Raw genomic sequence first — 20,122 nt, forward strand, 5'->3', positions numbered from 1 at the left:
TTTACGCCTTAGTTGGCCAGAGCCGCATACTTCGGCTTCTCGCAGTTGCCGCAGACCCACGGGAAGGTCCAGTCGGCGGTCAGCTTGGCACTTTCCGGGATGTACTTCGACCAGGCGTCGGCCTTCACCGGGCCCTTGGTCTGCCAGACGATGTTGAACATGCCGTCGGGGCGGATTTCGCCGATCAGCACCGGCTTGGACAGATGGTGGTTGGTGTTCATCACCGAGGTGAAACCACCCGGCGCCTTGACCTTCTGGCCATACATCGCCTGACGGACGGCATCCACGTTGGTGGTGCCGGCCTGGGCGACAGCCTGGGCCCACATCTTGAAGCCGATATAGGTGGCTTCCATCGGATCGTTCGTCACGCGCTTCGGATCCTTGATGAAGGTCTTCCACTGCTTGATGAACGCGTCGTTGACCGGGCTCTTGACCGACTGGAAGTAGTTCCAAGCGGCGAGATGGCCGACGAGGTTCTTGGTGTCGATGCCGGCGAGTTCTTCCTCGCCGACCGAGAAGGCGACCACCGGAATGTCGGAGGCCTTGATGCCCGCATTGGCCAGTTCCTTGTAGAAGGGAACGTTGGCGTCGCCGTTGATGGTCGAAACCACGGCGGTCTTCTTGCCGGCGGTGCCGAACTTCTTGATGTCGGCTACGATCGTCTGCCAGTCGGAATGACCGAACGGCGTGTAGTTGATCATGATGTCTTCCTGCTTAACGCCCTTGGCTTTCAGGAAGGCTTCGAGGATCTTGTTGGTGGTACGCGGATAGACGTAGTCCGTGCCGGCGAGCACCCAGCGCTTGACTTCACCACCTTCCTTGCTCATCAGGTATTCGACAGCGGGAATGGCCTGCTGGTTCGGAGCAGCGCCGGTGTAGAACACGTTCTTCGAGCTTTCCTCGCCCTCGTACTGGACGGGGTAGAACAGCATGCTGTTCAGCTCTTCGAAGACCGGCAGAACCGACTTGCGGCTCACCGAGGTCCAGCAGCCGAAGACCACCGAAACCTTTTCCTTCGAGATCAGCTCGCGCGCCTTTTCGGCGAACAGCGGCCAGTTGGAGGCCGGATCGACCACCACGGCCTCGACCTTCTTGCCGAGCAGACCGCCCTTCTTGTTGATGTCGTCGACCATCATCAGGACCGTGTCCTTCAGGGTCGTCTCGGAAATCGCCATGGTGCCCGACAGCGAGTGCAGGACGCCGACCTTGATCGTGTCCTGAGCCTGGGCCTGGCCGGCGGCGACTGCGCCCAGCATGGCGCCTGCCGCGGCCATCGTCCGCATGAACTTGCTCATTGTATTCCTCTCCTGCTTGGGCCGGCCCCCCCAGGGCGCGACCAGACGGAAAGGAAATGGCAAGGAGCGTGCCAAGCCGGGCATACCCGCAAAGCATGGGCCAATACCGGGGGTAATATGCTGATTCCGCGCCGCAATATGACAGGCCTGCGATACCTACCGGGGCGGGCGACCCGACCTTGGTCGTACGCGTACCAAACCGGACCATGCCTGTTTTATGTGCACGCTTTCGAGGCCATTGCCGGCGTGAGTGCAAAAAATAGGCGCAGTGACTCTCTTTGAATCAGTTCCGGTCAGAGCCGCCAGAGGCGGGGCATCCGCCCCGGCAGGGCCAGGCCGGGCCGCAGGGCGGCCCAGAGGATAGCAAAGGCCTGGCGCAGGCGGACGGCATCGCGATCCAGCAGGCGGACCAGCAGCAGATCGTCGATCACGGTGGCGCCGACCGTGGCGCCGATTGTGGCCCCGGCTGTGGCATCGGCCACCGTGCCCTCGGGCGCTTCGGCCAGCAGGCCGCGCAGACGGTCGCGCATCGCCGGAGCGTCGCCAGCCCCGCGATAGAGGATCAGGGCCTGGGCCACCGCGCCATCGAACCCGGCGGGGTGGTCGAGCCGGGCGGCAATGTCGTCGGCCAGCCGGGTGGCATCGGTCCAGACCAGGCGATGGTCGCGGCGAACCTGCCAGCGGTCGAACAGGCCGCCATGGCTGAAGCGTTCGCCGCGCGCCGTGCGGCCGAAGACGGTGATGTCGCCAGCCAGCAGGCGTGCATCGCCGGCGAGGTCGATACTGATGCTGCGTCGGAGCTGCGCGCCGTCGAACAGGATCATTTCCTGCGGCAGCCATTCCAGCGCCGCGCCGGCAGCGATGCCCATATGGATATCGATGACCGCCGCATTGCCGGGCGAGCGGTAGATTTTTTCCGCCGCCTGCGGCGTGCAGAGCGCCGTGGCTTGGGTGCTGACGGAAACATCCACCGCAAGCCGGTCGCCGCCGGTGAGACCGCCGGCCGTGGTGATGAGCACGGCGGTGCGCGGCTCGCCCGGATCGGGCTCCGGCAGCAGGGCGCGGCAGGGATCGCGCTGGTACAGATCGGCCAGCCGGGTGATGCCGGCACTGTCGGCATCAAACCGCAAGGTCAGCGCGCCATCGGCCCGCTGCAGCCGCCCGGACTCGCCGGACTCGGTTATCAAGGATGCGGGTGTCCCGGTCATTCCAGCAGGTCGGTCTGTTCCAACAGCTGCGGCTGATCCACATCGCCCGGCTCGATGATGGCGTCGGCGGCACGCACCGGCCAGTCGATCTTCAGCGCCGGGTCGCGCCAGTCGATGCCACGCTGCAGATGCGGCACATGATCGGCGCTGGCCTTGACCAGAACTTCGGTGGCCGGTTCGCGGCTGCACCAGCCGATGGCGAAGCCCGGCATGGCGTAGAACTGGTTGGCACTCATATAGGTGATGACCAGCGTCGCATGGCGGCCGAAGGTGGGCGAACTGCGACGCACATCGACGGCGGCGACGAACAGGCTGCCGCGCAGCACCCGCAGCATGATGGCCTGCCGCGCCGGTTCGATCTGGTAGCGCAGGCCGCCGACCGTGCCGGCCTTGTCGGCATAGACAATGCGGTCGTCGACGAAGCGGTCGTGAATCCCCAGGCCGCCGAGCAGGGCCTCGTTATGCACGGCGCTGATCCAGCCGCGCGTATTCATCACGGTCGCCGGAAACAGCTCCAACAGGCCGGGGATCGACAGCGGTTTGGCTTTGAACATGGATGAACCGGGCGAGAGAACGGGGCGCCCCATCATGGCGGGTGCATCGCCGTCGAATCAAGGGCGAGATCCCGACTGATCCGTCTGGATGCCCGCTTTCGCGGGCGTGACGAAAATATTTTTGTCGCACCCGCGAAAGCGGGCGCCCAGACCTCGACGAGGTTAGACCACCGTCGCGTGGCGCTCGACGCAGGTCTTCAGCACGGTGTCGGCATCCTTTTTCCACCAGTTGTTGGTGGACATGATCTCGACCTCGCAGAAGCCGGTGTAGCCGACACCTTCGACCATGGTGCGGATCGCGGGAATATCGATCACGCCATCGCCCATCATACCGCGGTCCAGCAGCAGGTCGGTGGTCGGCACCAGCCAGTCGCAGACATGGAAGGCCAGCACGCGCTTGTTCGCCCGTTTGATCTGCGCGGATAACTGCGGATCCCACCAGACGTGATAGACGTCGACGGCAACACCCAGATGGGTGTCGTTCGCACCGGACCCCAGCGCATCGCAGAGATCCAGCGCCTGCCCCAGCGTGTTCACGCAGGCGCGGTCGGCGGCATACATGGGATGCAGCGGCTCGATCGCCAGCGGGACGTTCGCGGCCCGGGCATGCTCCAGCACGGCGGCGATGCCATCCTGCACCTGGCTGCGCGCCCCGGCGATATCCTTCGATGCGGCGGGCATGCCGCCCACCACCAGCACCAGGCATTGCGCATTCAGCGCCGCCGCATCATCGATCGCACGTTTGTTGTCCTCGATCGCCGCCTGGCGGCCGGCGGCATCCGCCGCGGGGAACATACCACCGCGGCACAGGCCGGTGACGGTGAGCCCGACATCGCGGATATGCTTCGCGGCTTTCGCGGTGGTGTATTCCGCCAGCTTGTCGCGCCAGGGCGAGATGCCGGTGATGCCATGGCGGGCGCAGCCCTCGATGCATTGCTGCAGCGACCACTGTTCCTTCACGGTGGCGGTGTTGAGCGACAGCGGGCCGGGCTTTTTCATGCGTCGATCCCGTGCACGGCCATGACGGCCTTCATGCGCTGCGCTGCCTGCTCCGGATGGGTCAGCAGCCCGGCCGCATCGGCGAGGCGGAACAGCTCGGCCAGATGCAGGGCCGAGCGCGTGCTCTGCTGGCCGCCGACCATCAGGAAGTGATCCTGATGACCGTTCAGATAGGCCATGAAGACCACGCCGGTCTTGTAGAAGCGCGTCGGCGCCCTGAAGATATGGCGCGACAGCGGCACCGTGGGGCTGAGAATCTCGTGGAAGGTCTTCTCATCGCCGCGGGTCAGCGCGCCAAGCGCCGCAGACGCCGCCGGCGCGATGGCGTCGAAAATGCCGAGCAGCGCATCGGAATGGCCCTGCGCGTCGCCGGCGATCAGTTCGGCATAGTTGAAGTCGTCGCCGGTATACATGCGCACGCCTTTCGGCAGGCGCCGGCGCATGACGATTTCCTTGTCCTTGTCGAGCAGCGAAATCTTGATGCCGTCGACCTTGGCGGCATTGGCGGCGATGACGTCCAGGCAGGTGCTCATCGCCGTCATATGGTCGGCATTGCCCCAGTAGCCGGCGAGTGCGGGATCGAACATCTCGCCCAGCCAGTGCATCACCACCGGCTGCTTCACCTGGCTGAGAATGCGGCCATAGACCTTAATATAGTCGTCGGGCGATTTGGCTGCGGCCGTCAGCGCGCGGCTGGCCATCAGGATGATGCGGCCGCCGAGCTTCTCGATGGCAGCGCACTGTTCCTCATAGGCACGGATCACCGTATCGATGGTGACATCGGGCCCCGGCGCCAGGTGATCGGTGCCGGCACCGGATGCGACGACAGCCCCGGGCACGTCTTTTGCCGCATCGAGCGAGCGGCGGATCAATTCCTGCGCATCGTTCCAGTCCAGACCCATGCCGCGCTGGGCGGTGTCCATGGCCTCGGCCACACCGAAGCCGAGCGACCAGAGATGCCGGCGGAAGGCGATGGTGCGCTCCCAGTCGATGGCCGGGGTCAGCCAGGGATCATGCTCGGCCAGCGGATCGGCCACCACATGGGCCGCAGCAAAAGCAATACGGCTGAATGGCGGCTTCGAAACCGGGAAGGCCTTCGGCGTCTTCAGCCGGTAGGGGCTGATATGGCCGGGAGCATCCGGCAGGTTGAGCATGATCGCCATGGCGAAACTCCTTCAGACTCGGATCAGACCTTCAACTCGGGCAGGTCGATCCAGCGGCGTTCCTTCCAGCTCTTCAGGCCGGCTTCGGCGAGCTGCACGCCCTTGGCGCCTTCGAGCAGGGTCCACTTGAACGGCTCGTTGTCGACCAGATGGCGGATGAACATCTCCCACTGGGCGCGGAAGCCGTTGGTGTAGACCTGGTTGTCCGGCACGTCCTGCCAGGTATCGAAGAAGTCGATGGTCTGCGGCACATCGGGGTTCCACACCGGCTTCGGCGTGTTCACACGGGACTGCGTGCGGCAGCTGGTGAGGCCGGCCACCGCCGAACCCAGCGTGCCATCGACATGGAAGGTGACCAGATCGTCGCGGCGCACGCGTGTGGTCCAGGAGGAATTGATCTGGGCGATCACGCCGCCCTTGAGCTGGAAGGTGGCATAGGCGGCGTCGTCGGCATCGGCCTTGTAGGGCTTGCCGTTCTCGTCCCAGCGTTTCTTGATATGGGTGGCACCCAGGCAGGAGACGCTTTCCACTTCGCCGAACAGGTTGTCGAGCACGTAGCGCCAGTGGCAGAGCATGTCGAGGATGATGCCGCCGCCATCCTTGTAGCGGTAGTTCCAGCTGGGGCGCTGCGCCGTCTGCCAGTCGCCCTCGAAGACCCAGTAGCCGAATTCGCCGCGCACCGAGAGGATCTCGCCGAAGAAGCCACTGTCGATCAGCATCTTGATCTTCTGCAGGCCGGGCAGGAACAGCTTGTCCTGCACCACGCCATGCTTGATCTTGTATTTCTTCGCCGCCTTCACCAGGTCGAGCGCGACGCTGAGCTTCTCCGCCGTCGGCTTCTCGCAATAGACATCCTTGCCGGCAGCCATCGCCTTTTTCAGCAGGCCGGCGCGGGCCTGGGTGGTGGCGGCATCGAAGAACAGCGTGTCGTCCTTGTTCTTGAGCGCCGCGTCCAGATCGTCGGTATAGCGTTCGATGCCATGCTGCTTGGCCAGACGCGCCACCTTGTCGAGGTTGCGGCCGACCAGGATCGGATCGGGCATCACGCGACGGCCGTTCTTCAGCACCACGCCGCCATCCTTGCGGATCGCGCAGATCGAACGGATCAGATGCTGGTTCATGCCCATGCGTCCGGTGACGCCGTTCATGATGATGCCGAGACGGATATCCTTGCTCATGGTCTTCAGTCCTTCTTTCACGATTCGAGTGTCATGGGGGCGAGATCGCCCCAGTCGGGTTCAGCCGCCGCGCCAAGGCCGGCGGCGTCCATGGTGCTGCGCAGGTCGAGATTGCCGCTGCGGATTGTCAGCCGCACACGGCCGCTGCGTGTGTCGCGGTGATAGAGATCGGGATGGGCGGCGAGGAAGGCATCCTGCTCGGCCTGCGAGGCGGTGCCGAAGCCGTCGACATAGTGATGGCCGTTGCGCTCGACATCCGTGAGGCCCAGCGCCGCCACCAGCGCCAGATCCTGCTGCAGGGCCAGGCCGGCCTGGCAGGTCAGGTCTTCGCCGGAGATGAAATAGCCGCCGCCCGCCTGCCCGTTCCAGTGTGCACAGCGCGCCGCATTGAGGATGGCGCGATAGATGCCCTTGCAGGTCTTGGACGAAATGCCGCGATAGCCGAGTTCGCGCGCCCTGGGGAAGACATCGTAATCGGCATCGGATTCGTCGACGATCAGCGGAATCTCGGCGGCCAGTGTGGTCACCGGCCGGGCCAGCGCCGATGCCCGCCTGATCGGCTGCTCGACATAGAGGATCGAGGAGCAGAGCCGGCGCAACAGGCGGTCATCCTTCATCGCCGCCCATAACGCGGCAATGCCGTTCACGTCGTCATACTGCTCGTTGCCGTCCAGGCTGGCGCGATAGGGTTCGTTCGACTGGTCGAGGACGGCGGCGATGCCCTGCAGGCGTGCGAGGTCGGAGGCGACATTGCCGCCGACCTTCAGCTTGAACCAGCGATGGCCATACTGCTGCACGGCGCCTTCCAGGCTTTCCGGCAGGCCGTCATCCAGCCGCGGCGCGGCCACATCGCTCTCGCGCAGCGGGTCGACCAGGCCGACCGTGTGGCGGGCGGCGATAGTGCGCACGGCCTTGAGCGAACCCAGCCAGCCGTCGAGGTCGAAACCGGCGAGGTCCGGCGTCAGTGCCGTCGCCTCGATGCCGAACTGGTTCTTGCCCAGCAGCGCCACGAACGGCACGCCGCGCAGGCGGCAGAGCGCATCCATTACCGCGCGGTCGAGCAGCGCCGGACCATAGGACGCCACCAGCGCATTCAGGCCGGTCTTCGCACCCTGCGTCACCAGGGCGGCATGATGGGCGGCGGAATGGCCAAACGCGGTGCGCGGCGTCGGATCGGCCGCATAGGCATTCACGGCATGAAGCAGGCTGAGGCGGAGCTGGTCGAAATTCTGCTCGTTGCTCAGGTCCGGGTTCTTGTCGAACCACTTCGGCGCCATCAGCTCGGCCGCCGCGCCCCAGCCGCTGCGGCCGTCAGATAGCGTGATGCGCAGCCGTACATAGGCCTGCGGCGCGGCGGTCAGCGTCACCACGCCGAAACGGAAGGGCAGGCGCAGGGTGACGGGCCGCTCGAAGAGCTGGATATCGCCAATAGTGAAGACGGGTGCGGCAGCCATCACGCCGCCTCCATCAGGTCGCGGAGGTAGCGGATGGCATGGGCGGCGACACCGGGGCCATCGGGCTCGTAGACGAAGGGCTCGACGCCGATATCGCCGGCATAGCCGTGGCGCTTCAGCGCCGCGAGGATCGGCACGAAATCCATATCGCCCTGGCCGGGGCCTTTTCGATTGGGATCATTCACCTGCACATGCGAGATCAGGCCACTGGGCATCCAGCGGTCGATCAGCGCGGACACGCTCTCGTCTTCGGCCAGGCCGGCGGCGCTGCAGTCGATCATGGTGCGGAAAGCGTCGCTGGCGATGCCCTCGACCACGCCGATGGCCTCGCCCACCGTGTTGACGAAATTGGTCTCGCGCCGCGACAGCGGTTCCAGGCAGTAGATCACGCCGGCCTTCTCAGCGGCGCGGGCGGCATGGCGGAAGGCTTCCAGCGCATAGCCCTTGGCGGCATGGATGTCGCGGTCGGGCAGCTGGCGCTGCGCCGGCGAGCCATGCACCAGGTAGCGGCCGCCGAGATCGGCGCAGAGATCGCACAGACCCTGCATCATCTCTCGGGTGCGGCGGCGCACGGCGGGATCGGTATCGGTGATCGACAGGCCTTTCGGCGTCACCAGCAGCCAGTGCAGGCCGGTGACCGCCAGCCCCGCCTCTTCCACGGTGCGGCGCAGTACCCGGCGCTCGGCGGCACTCAAGGAGAGCGGTTCGTCGCTCAGCGTGAAGGGCGCGATTTCCAGCCCGTCATAGCCCAGCTCCGCCGCCAGCGTGCATTGCTGGGCGAAGGGCATGGGACTGAGGACTTCGTTACAGAGCGAGACGCGCATTTCAGGTATCTTCCTGAAGTAACCATTCAGTTACTTATAACGGGACGGGAGCCGGATCGTCAATGCGCCCATGACTCAGGCGCCGCCGAAACCGAGACGGGTCTTCGCCGCCTGAATCTGGCCACGGATGATCTTGGCCGTGGCGGGAATGCTCATCAGCAGCATGATGACGACGACCACCCAGAGCGCCACGCAGATCGGCCGGGTGAAGAACGGCGTCAGGTCGCCATCCGACAGCACCAGGCCGCGGCGCAGGCTCTTGTCCATCAGATCGCCCAGCACCAGACCCAGCACCAGCGGGGCCATGGAATAGCCGTTCTGCCGCAGGATATAGCCGCCGATGCCGAAGCCGATCATGGTCCAGACGTCGAACAGGCGGCCGGCCAGCGAGTAGGAACCGACGGTGCAGAGCACGAAGATGATCGCCATGATGTAGGTGCGCGGAATCTGCAGCACCATCAGCAGCGGCCGCACCAGGAACAGGCCGAAGAACAGCATGGCCACGGTGGCCATCAGGTTCATCGCCACCACGTCATAGACGAATTGCGGGCTTTCGATCATCAGCATCGGACCCGGGCGCACGCCATGGATCATCATGGCGGCGAGCAGCACGGCGGCCGGGGCTGAACCGGGGATGGCGAGCGCCAGCGAGGGAATGATGGCGCCGGGGATCGAGGCGTTGTCGCCGGTTTCGGCGGCGATCAGACCTTCGATCGAGCCCTTGCCGAATTTTTCCTTTTCCTTGCTGGCGCGGCGCGCGGCGGCATAGGAACTCCAGGCCGCCATGTCCTCGCCCACGCCGGGCAGGATGCCGACATAGACGCCGATCACGCCGGAGCGCAGCACGGTGCGCCAGTATTTGATCACGTCGCCGAAGCGCGGGAAGACGGAGTCGACCGTGTGGATCGCCGGCCGCGCCTGCCGCTCCTTCATCACGGTCAGCACTTCGGCAAAACCGAAGGCGCCGACCAGCGAGGGAATCAGCGAGAAGCCGCCGGTGAGATCGCTGATGCCGAAGCTGTAGCGATCATAGGCATGGATGCCGTCCTGGCCGATCAGGGCGATGAACAGGCCAAGGAAGCCCATGATCCAGCCCTTCAGGGCATCCTCGCCGGTGATGCTGCCCGACATCATGACGCCGAACATGGTGAGCCAGAAGAATTCGAAGGCGCCGAAGGTGAGCGCGACTTCGCCCAGCAGCGGCGTGAACAGCGCCAGGCAGATGATACCGAAGATCGAGCCGACCACCGAGCCGGTGGTGGCGATGCCCATGGCGCGGCCGGCCTGGCCCTGGCGGGCGAGCTGGTAGCCGTCGAGGCAGGCGGCGGCATTGGCCGCCGTGCCCGGGATGTTGAGCAGGATGGCCGTGCGGCTGCCGCCGTAGATCGCACCCGAATAGGCGCAGATCAGGATCAGGATGGCGTCATTGGGCGGCATCCGGATGGTGAGCGTGGTGAACAAGGCAATGCCGAGCGTGGCGCTGAGGCCCGGCATGCAGCCAATGATGATGCCGGCCAGCGTGGCGCCGAAGGCATAGAACAGCTGCCAGGGACCGAGGAAGCTGGCCAGCGAGGAGCCGAGGAGGACAAGACCTTCAAACATACTGAATCCCCGCTTACGGCAACCGCACCAGGAAGAGTTCCTGGAAGATGAAGGTGATGACGGCGGCGCCACCGATGGCAACGCCGGCGGCCGCCAGCAGGCCGCGCAGGCGCTGGTTCGCCGCGCCGCGTTCCTTCCACTGGAAAATCGTCACGAAGGAAAAGATGAAGGCCGCAGAGGTGGCCCAGAAGGGCAGCCCGCGTCCGATCAGGCCGAGCGCAAAGGTCACGCAGATCGCCGCGGTGAGAACGACGCGCTGCCAGGCAACCCGCGACTCCGCGCGCTCGTCCGCAGACTGTCCCTGCGGTGCGGCGAAGGCGCCGGCACGGATCGTGCGGATGGCGAGGATCACGCCGAAGAAGGCGATGAAAATGCCGAGGATGCCGGGCAGCAGGCCCGGGATCGTGTAGGGATTGATATGCAGGTTCTCGAGGCGGTCCATCTTCACCGCGCCCCAGGTGATGGCGAGGCCGAGCACCACCCAGCCGATCCCCCACCAGACATCGGACCGCGCGGGAACGACCTTCGCCTCGTCTTCGCCTGCACTCATGATCGCACTCCCGTTAAAAACAATCGGCCGCCCGGCTCGGATCAAGCCAGGCGGCCGTGGTGTTCACACCGGATTACGGCTTCGGGATGCCGATGGTTTCCGGGTTGATCTTGGCCTTGCCGCCTTCCTGCAGGATCCAGGCAGCGCCCTGGATCGCCGGGAAGGACGCCTTCTTGGCATCTTCGCCGGACCGCGGGTCGAAGATCGCGCCCTTGTCGGCCGAATACTTCTTCAGCGCTTCCGAGGTCTTGATCTTCTCGTCCCAGATCTTGTTCAGCGTGGCGGTGACTTCCGCCGGCACGCCCTTGGGCAGGAAGATGCCGAAGTAGTTGGTCTCGGTGCGGAAGTTCGGCAGGGTCTTGGTGATCGGCTCGATCGGCGGCACGCCGTCGACGACCAGCGGCTTGTCGGCCAGCACGGCCAGCGCGCGCAGGCGCTTGCCGCGGATCATTTCGATCTGCTCGACGCCGAGCTGGCTGGTCACTTCGGTTTCGCCGGCGACGGTGGAGATCACCGCCGGGTTGCCGCCGTCATAGGAGACATGCTTGTAGGTGGCGCCGGCCGCACGCGACAGCGCTTCCGAGCCGTAATGGCCCGAGGAATTCACGCCGGCGGTGGAGAACGACACCTGGCCCGGTTTGGCCTTCATGGCGGCCAGCAGCTCGGCGACGGACTTGTAGGGGGTGTTCGGATTGACGCTGATCACCGACTGGTTCGCCACGGTGAGATAGAAATCCCAGTCCTTGGCGGTGGTGTCGAGCAGGCCGGACACGGCATAGGAGCCGATATCCTTGGCGGCGCCGGAGGCCCAGGTGTAGCCGTCCTTCGGGCCTTCCAGCACGCTCTTGGTGCCGATCGAACCCGACGCGCCGGGCTGGTTCACCACGACGATCTTCTGGCCGAGTTCCTTTTCCAGCTCGGCCGCCGTGATGCGGATGACCTGGTCGGTGGAGCCGCCGGCGGCCCAGGGCACGATCACGGTGATCGGGCGGGTCGGCTTCCAGGTCGCCTGCGCGGCGGCCGGCTGGGCGACGAGACCCAGGGTGCCGACCGCAAATGCGGCGACAGCAATACGAATGGCAAGACTGCCTTGCATGGTGGTTTCCTCCGTTTATGGACCGATGGTCCTTTGTTGTTGGCCCCAGCATTCCGTCGCCGGGCAAACTTGTCAACGGGGAAGTAACCGGTCAGTTACGAAATTCGACCTTGGGCGAAGACCGGCCTGCTGCGCTGCATCAGGGCCGCAGATAGCCGAGCACAACCTCGATGGAGTGTTCCATGCGGATTTTCTGCTGCTTCGGCGACAGGAGGTTGCGGCCGAAAATGGTCGACAGGGTATGGATATTGGAAAAATAGAAGAACCCGAGCGCCGCAATCGTGGTGTAAAGCTCGACGGGATCGACATTCTTGCGAAACACCCCGTCGCGCTGGCCGCGCTGCAGCAAATCGGTGATCACCACCAGCAGCGGCGTATACAGCTCGCGGATTTTCTTGGAATCCTTGAGGAAGCTGGCCTTGTGCAGGTTTTCCGCATTCAGCAGCGCGATGAATTCGGGGTTGCGCGAGCAGAATTTGAAATTGAATTCCATCAGGTAGCGCATGCCCTCGACCGGCGACATGCGGGCAACGTCGATGGCGTGTTCTTCCTCGCGCATGCGTTCATAGGCGCGTTCCAACACGGTCAGCCACAGGCCATCCTTGTTGCCGAAATACTCGTAGATCATGCGTTTGTTGGAGCCGGAGCGCGCCGCGATCTCGTCCACCCGGGCGCCGGCCAGGCCATGGGCGGCGAATTCCACCAGCGCCGCATCCAGGATGTTGCGCCGCGTCACGTCCGGCTGGCGTGGCTTCGTGGCGGTTGGTTTTGCGGCTTTCGACTTCGGCATGCGGTCTCCCCTCACCCAGTCTTGCCGGGCGACGGGGGGCGACGTCAAGGTATAGCTCTGCGCCGTCGTCCCCGCGAAAGCGGGGACCCAGGGGAAAGGCCTGAGCTCCAGACTCTGGATTCCCGCTTGCGCGGGAATGACGATGGAAAGACTGGAGGCCTTACCCGATCATCTCCGGCAGGGTCACCAGCCTGACGCCGGCCTGTTCGAGTCCTGCGCGGATATGCCGGGCCATCGAGACGGCGCCGACGCTGTCGCCATGGACGCAGATGGAATCGACATTGCAGGGGATGCGCTTGCCGCTGACCGAGACGATGGCGCGTTCCTGCACCATGCGCAGCACATTGCGCAGCGCCTCGTCATTGTCATGCACCATGGCATGCGGCTGGCCGCGCGGCACCAGGTTGCCCTCGTCGTCGTAATTGCGATCGGCGAAGACTTCCTGCGCCACCGGCAGGTTGGCTTTCGCAGCCGCTGCAACCATGGCCGAGCCGGCCGGCGCCAGGAAGATCAGATCCTTCGACACGCCGGCGATGCCGCGCGCCAATGCCATGGCGAGGTCCATGTCGACAGCGGCCTTGTTGTTGATGGCGCCATGCGGCTTCACATGGGTGACCTTAGCCCCCTTGGTGGCCGCGACGCCCATCAGCGCGCCGATCTGATAGGCCATCAGCGCCTCGACTTCCTTGTTGCTCATGGTCATCGGCCGGCGGCCGAAGCCCTGCAGGTCCGGGTAGGAGGGATGCGCGCCGATGGAGACGCCGTTCTTCACGGCCTCGGCCACGGTGGCCTGCATCACGCTCCAGTCGCCGGCATGGAAGCCGCAGGCGACATTGGCGGTGCCGACCACGGCCAGCATCGCCGCGTCGTCGCCCATGGTCCAGGCGCCATAGCTCTCGCCGAGATCGCTGTTCAGGTTGGTCTTCACGGTCATGGAGGCCTCGCTTGCCTTAGCGCCAGTGCCCGCTGGGGGCATCGACGGCGCCGCTGATCAGGTTCTGCGTATATAGCGCATCCAGGTCGAGAGTGACATCGGGCAAAGCCGTGCGGATGCCATCGATCAGGCGCTTCAGCATCTGTTCCTGGGTACGGCGGATCGCCTCGGCTTCGGCCACGCCAATGGCTGTGAAGGTAAGCGTGTCGCCGGGCTTCATGCGACCGACGCGGGGTAAGTCAGCCGAGATCACCGTAGCGATCTTGGTATAGCCGCCGGTGGTCTGGCGGTCGGCCATCAGGATGATCGGCTTGCCGTTGCCTGGCACCTGGATCGAGCCGCTGACCACGCCTTCGGAGGCAATATCGGCGCCGCGGGTGTGTTCGACGCTCTCGCCCTCCAGCCGGATGCCCATGCGGTCGGCTTCCTTGGTCAGGGTGTAGGTCGATGCGAGGAAGGTCTCGATGCCCTTCGGCGTGAAACGGTCCTCCTGCGGGCCGAGCACGACGCGGATGGGACCGCTGCCGTAGTCGATGGCATCAGAGGCTTCGCGCTCGTCGCCTTCCTGTGCAACGCGATTGAGAGGAAGCTGATCGCCGGCTTTGAGCGCGCGGCCCTCGAAGCCGCCCAGGCCGGAGCGCATGTAGGTCGACTGGCTGCCCATGAAGGGCGCAATCGCGAAGCCGCCTTCGACAGCAAGATAGGCCACACTGCCCTCTTCCACTGCGCCAATCGCGAGTTTGTCGCCGCGCTTCAGCAAAGCAGAACGCCAGGGCTTGAGGGCGCGCGCCTCGCCATTGCCGGCCGGCTGCAGGGTGAGTTTCGCCGCGCCGCCGAAGACAACGCGCACGGCTTCGGCATTCACGGTGAAGGTTGGCCCGAGGAAACCGATCTCCAGCGCACCGGTGTTTTCGTCGTTGCCGACAAGCTTGTTGACCAGCCGCAGCGCCAGCGGATCGGTGGCGCCGGCCACCGGCATGCCGAGCGCCTGATGGCCGCGGCGGCCGAGATCCTGCACCGAAGTCATCAGGCCGGGCGCGATGATATCGAGGAAACCGGCGGTCATTCCTTCACCTGCAGGCCCGCATAGTCGAACGCGCCCTGCTCCACCTGCCGCGCCATGGCGGCATAGTCACCGGTCGAGACGGCGACATAGGTCACCTCGTCGCCGGCGGCGAACAGGATCGGTTCGGCGCGCGCGGCATCGAACAGCCGCAGCGGCGTACGGCCGAGCAGATGCCAGCCGCCCGGACTTTCCCAAGGGTAGATCGTGGTCATGGACTCGGCGATGGCGACCGAGCTCTGCGGCACTTTCGTGCGCGGCGAGGACCGGCGCGGCAGATGCAGCGACGCATCGAGCCCGCCCATATAGGCAAGGCCCGGCATGAAACCGAGCATGTAGACGAAATACCGGCCGCCGGTATGGGTGGCGATCACCTGCTCGGGCGTCACCTTGCAGCGCTCGGCCACCTCGGCCAGGTCAGGGCCGAATTCGGGCGCGTAGCAGACCGGCAGGCGCCAGAGCCGGCCGGCGCGCTGCGCGGGTTTCAGCCCGGCAAACAGCCCGCGCACCTGGGTTTCCAGATCGGCGCGGGCCGTGACCAGCGGATCGTATTGCACCAGCAGGGCGCGGAAGGACGGGATGGTCTCGATCAGGCCGGCGGGCTTTGCATCCATCAGCGCCGCATGCAGCGCCATCACCATGGCATTGACGGCGCGATCGATCCCCTCGCCGAACTCGACGCTGAAGGCCGTGTCGCCGAAGGACCGGATCTGGGGATAGGCGCTCATGACCTCAAGTCTAACGGCGTCAGCGCTCAGGCGACAACAGGCAGCGCTTCCACATCATAGGCATGTGACAGCTTGCGCTTCAGCACCGGGTCTTCCAGCTCGATCTCGAAGCGCGAACTGGGCCGGATGCCGCCGATGGCGCCCAGCGTGCCGCCGAACATCAGCGTGCCGGGCGGCAGCATGGCTTCGTTGCGATAGCGGGTCATCAGGTCGTCGGGACTGCGCAGACCCGATACCGCGCCTTCCTGATAGAGCACGCGCTGACCGTCGATGGTGGCCCAGGCGCGCAGGATCAGGCTGTCCCAGTGCTTTGCCACATCGTCATAGCGCCACAGGCCGGTGCCGACCACTTTCGAGCAGAGCTGCTTGGACAGCGCCACACCCATCGATTCCGCCTTGCGGTCGGTATGGTCGGAACCGACCGTGACCCAGAGGCCATCAGCCAGAGACACGACAACCGGCTCGACCTCGCCCGAGGTATCCGGGCCCAGCACCTGCAGATGCGTGGTCTGGCTGAGCTGGCCGGTGCCGATGCGGTAGAACAGCGGCACGCTGCTGGGACGCGGCACGCCTATGGCGGCCAGTTCCTCGATATGATGCTCGATGGCATGGGCATCGCGGCCGGCCCAGCCGGCGACGATCAGCGTGTCGATCTGCACGGCCACGCGGTCGCGGCGGTCCTGCCAGAAGCGGTCGAAGGTGAGCATACGCGGTATTCCTCAGTTAAACTGCGCCGGCAGCCAGAGCGCGATGCCCGGCCAGACCATCATCAGCACGATGGCGAAGATATAGACGAGCATGAAGGGCAGCACGCCGGAGAAGACGTCGCTGATCGGCCCCCGGTCTGGTCTCATGCCCTGTAATACGTACAGCACGGTGCCGTCGGGCGGGCTGATCATGGCGATCTCGACCAGCATGGTGACGATGACGCCGAACCAGATCGGATCGTAGCCCAGCGCCTTCACGATCGGGAAGACGATGGGGATGGTGGTCAGGATCATGGAGAAGCCCTCCATGAAGGTGCCGAGCGCCAGGTAGAAGCCGATAATCAGCGCGATGATCGCCCAGCCCGGCAGCGGCAGGCCGGCCACCGTATCCGCCATCATCTGCGGCACGCGCAGACTGGTGAGGATGAAGTTGAGCAGATAGGCGCCAAAGAGAATGAGCCCGATCATGGCCGTGGTGCGCGCGGTCGCCTCGGCCGAGTCATGGATCATCTTCAGGGTCAGCTTGCCGCCGACCAGGGCAAACAGCAGCGCGCCAGTAACGCCCAAAGCTGCGGCCTCGGTGGGCGTGGCGATGCCGGCATAGATGGTGCCCAGCACCAGCAGGATCAGCAGCGCGGTGGGCACCAGGTCCTTCAGGCTGGCAATCTTGACGCTGAGCGGAATCGCCGGGCCTTCCGGCGCAATCGGATGACGCAGGCCATGGATGACGATCAGCCCGATGAACAGCACCACCACCAGCAGGCTGGGACCGAGCGCGGCGATATACAGCGCGCCGACCGAGGTTTCGGTGATCAGGCCATAGATGATGAAGGTGATGCCCGGCGGAATGAGATTACCGAGCGCGCCGCCAGCGGCGAGCGAGCCCAGAACCATCTTCGGGCTGTATTTTGTGTTCTTGAAAAACGGCAGCGCCACCGAGCCCATGGTGGCGGCCGTCGCCACGCTGGAGCCGGAGATGGCCGAGAAGATGGCGCTGGCGGCGATGTTGGTGTGCAGCAGCCCGCCGGGCAGACGATTGAGCCAGACATTGAGCGCGCGGTAGAGCTTATCGGATAATCCTGCGCGCAGCAGGATCTCGCCCATCAGCAGGAACAGCGGCACGGCGACCAGCACGAAGCTGCTGCTTGGGCCCCAGGTCATCTGGCCGAGGAAATTCCAGAATGGCCGGTCCGAGAACGCAAAGCCGGCCAGAAGGCCGAGCGCGCCGAGCGCTGCGCCGATATAGACGCCGGAGCCGAAGAAGGTGCACATCACGCCGACGAGCAGGATGATTTCGGCGACCGGGGCGCTGCCGCCGCCGGTCAGCGCGCTGGCAACGGTGATGCCGAGCAGGATCAGCAGGAAGACAACGGCAATCATTATTTCACGTCCTGACGGCTGACGGCGACGGCTTCGAGCGCCTCGGCCGCCTCTTCGGTATAGGTGCGCGGACCGAGCAGGCGATCGACGGCTTCGGCCTGGCCGGCCAGGATCAGCAGCAGCGTCTCGACCAGCATGGCGACGATCAGGAGGAAAAAGACCACGATGCCGACGGCCCACAGGCCCTGCGGCAGCGCCAGCGGCGTGCGCAGCAGGCTGTTGTCGGTGGCGCCGAAATCGAGGCTTTCCTGCACCAGCTCGATGGCGCCGAAGCTCAAGAATCCGGCCAGCACGCCGAGCAGCGTGAGCGCGAAGAGATGCAGATACTGGCGGCCGCGCAGCGGCACCTTGTTCAGGATCATGTCGATGCGGACATGGTTGCGGGTGGCCAGCGCATGCGGCAGGCCCCAGGCGATGCCGAAGGCCAGCATGTAGCCGGTCAGCTCGGTGGTCGACTGTGAGGAGAATCCGAGGAAGGCGCGCGCCAGCACGTCGAAGGTGACGAAGAGCGCGCAGAAGACGAAGACCCAGCCGGCGGTGTAATTCATCCAGCGGCAGGCGACTTCGATCAGGCGGCGGAGCCTGGCGGCCGCTGCGGCAGAAGCCGCAGCGGCGCCAGCCGCCGGAGGAGTGGCGGTCACGCGTAAACTCAGGGCTTGAGGGCGACGCCGGTGATCGGCTGGATCACCTGCTCGTAGACCTTGCCGCAACGTTCGCCACAGCGCTTGACCCAGGCGGGCAGCACGGCATCGCCGACAGCCTGGCGCAGCAGGGCCACGTCGGCCGGCTTCTCGCGCACGATGGTCATCGGCGCATTGGTCACCAGCGTGCCGATCTTGCAGCCGGCAGCATTGCCGCTGTTGCAGGCGATGCCGTCTTCGGTGGCTTCCACGCCGAGCTTCCACTGGGCGTCTTCCACTTCCTTCATGGTCTTGGCCATGAAGTCGCGCACGGCGGGATCGAGCTTGTTCCACCACTGCACATTGACCATGTAGGCCGAGGTCGACCAGCTGAGCGGCAGCGTGTACATGTGCTTGGCCACTTCATACCACTTCGCGCCGTTACCGGACGACGTGCCGGTGATGGCGCAATCGGCCACGCCGCGTTCCAGCGCGCCGTAGACTTCCGGGAAGCCGATGGCGACCGGCTGGGCGCCGATATGGTTCATGAAGTCGTTCATCGAGCCGCCATTGGTGCGGACCTTCTTGCCCTTCAGCTCGGCCAGCGAGGTGACCGGCGTGCGGCAGAACAGCACCTGTGCCGGGAAGGGATAGACCGCGATGATGCGGGTGTTGAAGCGCTCCAGCTCGCGGTTGGCCAGCGGCACCAGCGCATCGACCACCTTGCGGGCCTGTTCGATGGTGGGATTGAGGCCGGCGAGATCGGCCCCATCCAGGAACGGCACGTCGCCCGACACGGTGGCGAGCGGGGCGGCGCCGATATCGACCTGACCGGCGCGCACGAGACGGATGATCTCGGGGCCGTTGAGGTTCATTTCCGGCCAGCTGGCCAGCTTGATCTCGATGCGGCCGCCGCTCTTGACCGGCACGCCTTCCTTCAGCATCGGCACATCGACCTTGCTGTATTGCGGCAGGGCCGGACCCGGCTGGGTCGCCATGGTGATCGACACTTTCGGGCCGGCCGGCAGGGCCTGGGCCAGAACGGGCGAGGTGGCAGCCGTGGCTGCCAGCAGGCTGACCGCAGTCAGCAGAGTCTTCATCGTCATCATTACCCCCTGTTGGATGGACAGATTACAGAATCGCTAAACGACTGTTCTTGAGATCGGTCACCAGCATGTGCCCCGGCGCATGGGTGATGCAGAAGTCCGGCTTCACGGTGGCGATCACCGACTGCGGGGTGACGCCGCAGGCCCAGAAGACCGGCAGTTCATCATCCTTCACCTCGACCGGATCGCCGTAATCGGGTTTCGCCAGATCCTTGATGCCGAGCAGTTCGGGCTTGCCCAGATGCACCGGCGCGCCATGCACGGCGGGGAAGCGCGAGGTGATCTGCACGGCGCGGATCGCATCGGCCGGCTTCAGCGGCCGCATGGAGACCACCAGCGGACCCTGGAACGGGCCGGCCGCCGTGGTGGGGATATTGGTGCGGTACATCGGCACATTGGTGCCGGCGGCAATGTGGCGCAGCGGGATGCCATCCTCGATCAGCGCCTCTTCGAAGGAAAACGAGCAGCCGATCAGGAACGCCACCAGATCGTCGCGCCACACGGCTTTCAGGTCGGGCACTTCCTCGACCAGTTTGCCGTCGCGCCAGACGCGATAGAGCGGGATGTCAGTGCGGATGTCGAGGTCATCGCCCAGCACCGGCAGACGCGGCGAACCGGGCTCGGACACGGCCAGCAGCGGACAGGGCTTGGGGTTGAACTGGCAGAAGCGGAAGAAGTCGTCGGCCAGCGTCCGCGGCAGGATGGCCAGGTTGCCCTGCACGAAACCCGGCGCGATGCCGGCGGTGGGACCGCGATGGTCGCCGCGGCGAATGGCCTGCCGGGCCTCGCGGCCGCTGGCATAGATTGTCCCTGACGCAATGGCGTTCATGCACCCCTCCAGTCCGCGATCATCGCATCATGACGGGTGCAT

20 protein-coding genes are annotated in these 20,122 nt (G+C 65.3%); all 20 read right to left on the reverse strand.

Features of this window, described 5'->3' with window-relative positions:
• Window positions 1–8: 8 nt before the first annotated feature.
• A complete protein-coding gene (gene urtA / locus AC1ROB_RS19525; protein WP_492970751.1) occupies window positions 9–1,274 on the reverse strand; it encodes an urea ABC transporter substrate-binding protein in 1,266 nt (421 codons plus the stop codon).
• 314 nt (window positions 1,275–1,588) lie between these two features.
• Window positions 1,589–2,482, reverse strand: a complete 894-nt coding sequence (locus AC1ROB_RS19530) for an urease accessory protein UreD (protein WP_492969441.1) — start codon at window positions 2,480–2,482, stop codon at window positions 1,589–1,591.
• A 17-nt stretch (window positions 2,483–2,499) separates the two neighbouring features.
• Entirely contained in the window at window positions 2,500–3,057 is a 558-nt protein-coding gene (locus AC1ROB_RS19535; RefSeq protein ID WP_492969440.1) for a dTDP-4-dehydrorhamnose 3,5-epimerase family protein, read from the reverse strand.
• 162 nt (window positions 3,058–3,219) lie between these two features.
• Complete coding sequence (locus AC1ROB_RS19540) at window positions 3,220–4,056, reverse strand: sugar phosphate isomerase/epimerase family protein (protein WP_492969439.1); 837 nt, start codon at window positions 4,054–4,056, stop codon at window positions 3,220–3,222.
• A complete protein-coding gene (locus tag AC1ROB_RS19545) occupies window positions 4,053–5,219 on the reverse strand; it encodes a dihydrodipicolinate synthase family protein (RefSeq protein WP_492969438.1) in 1,167 nt (388 codons plus the stop codon). The genes AC1ROB_RS19540 and AC1ROB_RS19545 overlap by 4 nt, the downstream gene beginning before the upstream one ends.
• A 23-nt stretch (window positions 5,220–5,242) precedes the next feature.
• A complete protein-coding gene (locus AC1ROB_RS19550; protein ID WP_492969437.1) occupies window positions 5,243–6,397 on the reverse strand; it encodes a Gfo/Idh/MocA family protein in 1,155 nt (384 codons plus the stop codon).
• Window positions 6,398–6,414: 17 nt separating this feature from the next.
• On the reverse strand, window positions 6,415–7,851 hold the full coding sequence (locus AC1ROB_RS19555; RefSeq protein ID WP_492969436.1) for an enolase C-terminal domain-like protein: 1,437 nt from the start codon (window positions 7,849–7,851) through the stop codon (window positions 6,415–6,417).
• Entirely contained in the window at window positions 7,851–8,675 is an 825-nt protein-coding gene (locus AC1ROB_RS19560; protein WP_492969435.1) for a sugar phosphate isomerase/epimerase family protein, read from the reverse strand. The genes AC1ROB_RS19555 and AC1ROB_RS19560 overlap by 1 nt, the downstream gene beginning before the upstream one ends.
• 75 nt (window positions 8,676–8,750) lie before the next feature.
• Window positions 8,751–10,277, reverse strand: coding sequence for a tripartite tricarboxylate transporter permease (locus AC1ROB_RS19565; protein ID WP_492969434.1), 1,527 nt, complete (start codon window positions 10,275–10,277; stop codon window positions 8,751–8,753).
• 13 nt (window positions 10,278–10,290) lie between these two features.
• Complete coding sequence (locus AC1ROB_RS19570; protein WP_492969433.1) at window positions 10,291–10,827, reverse strand: tripartite tricarboxylate transporter TctB family protein; 537 nt, start codon at window positions 10,825–10,827, stop codon at window positions 10,291–10,293.
• Between the two features lie 73 nt (window positions 10,828–10,900).
• Window positions 10,901–11,923, reverse strand: coding sequence for a Bug family tripartite tricarboxylate transporter substrate binding protein (locus AC1ROB_RS19575; protein ID WP_492969432.1), 1,023 nt, complete (start codon window positions 11,921–11,923; stop codon window positions 10,901–10,903).
• Between the two features lie 139 nt (window positions 11,924–12,062).
• On the reverse strand, window positions 12,063–12,713 hold the full coding sequence (locus AC1ROB_RS19580; protein WP_492969431.1) for a TetR/AcrR family transcriptional regulator: 651 nt from the start codon (window positions 12,711–12,713) through the stop codon (window positions 12,063–12,065).
• Window positions 12,714–12,873: 160 nt separating this feature from the next.
• Window positions 12,874–13,647 (reverse strand): LamB/YcsF family protein, encoded by a 774-nt coding sequence (locus AC1ROB_RS19585; protein WP_492969430.1) that lies wholly within the window; start codon window positions 13,645–13,647, stop codon window positions 12,874–12,876.
• Window positions 13,648–13,663: 16 nt separating this feature from the next.
• On the reverse strand, window positions 13,664–14,713 hold the full coding sequence (locus AC1ROB_RS19590) for a 5-oxoprolinase subunit C family protein (protein ID WP_492969429.1): 1,050 nt from the start codon (window positions 14,711–14,713) through the stop codon (window positions 13,664–13,666).
• Complete coding sequence (gene pxpB / locus AC1ROB_RS19595) at window positions 14,710–15,438, reverse strand: 5-oxoprolinase subunit PxpB (RefSeq protein ID WP_492969427.1); 729 nt, start codon at window positions 15,436–15,438, stop codon at window positions 14,710–14,712. Before pxpB ends, AC1ROB_RS19590 begins: the two co-directional genes overlap by 4 nt.
• A gap of 26 nt (window positions 15,439–15,464) precedes the next feature.
• Window positions 15,465–16,145: a DUF2848 domain-containing protein gene (locus tag AC1ROB_RS19600; RefSeq protein ID WP_492969426.1), complete on the reverse strand. Its 681-nt coding sequence runs from the start codon at window positions 16,143–16,145 to the stop codon at window positions 15,465–15,467.
• Window positions 16,146–16,157: 12 nt separating this feature from the next.
• Window positions 16,158–17,525, reverse strand: a complete 1,368-nt coding sequence (locus AC1ROB_RS19605) for a TRAP transporter large permease (protein WP_492969425.1) — start codon at window positions 17,523–17,525, stop codon at window positions 16,158–16,160.
• Window positions 17,525–18,166, reverse strand: coding sequence for a TRAP transporter small permease subunit (locus tag AC1ROB_RS19610; protein ID WP_492969424.1), 642 nt, complete (start codon window positions 18,164–18,166; stop codon window positions 17,525–17,527). The genes AC1ROB_RS19605 and AC1ROB_RS19610 overlap by 1 nt, the downstream gene beginning before the upstream one ends.
• Window positions 18,167–18,174: 8 nt before the next feature.
• Entirely contained in the window at window positions 18,175–19,251 is a 1,077-nt protein-coding gene (locus tag AC1ROB_RS19615) for a TRAP transporter substrate-binding protein (protein WP_492969423.1), read from the reverse strand.
• 25 nt (window positions 19,252–19,276) lie between these two features.
• Window positions 19,277–20,080, reverse strand: a complete 804-nt coding sequence (locus tag AC1ROB_RS19620) for a putative hydro-lyase (protein WP_492969422.1) — start codon at window positions 20,078–20,080, stop codon at window positions 19,277–19,279.
• Window positions 20,081–20,122: the final 42 nt, after the last annotated feature.

It is taken from the genome of Ferrovibrio sp. GW821-FHT12F09 (genome assembly GCF_058806775.1).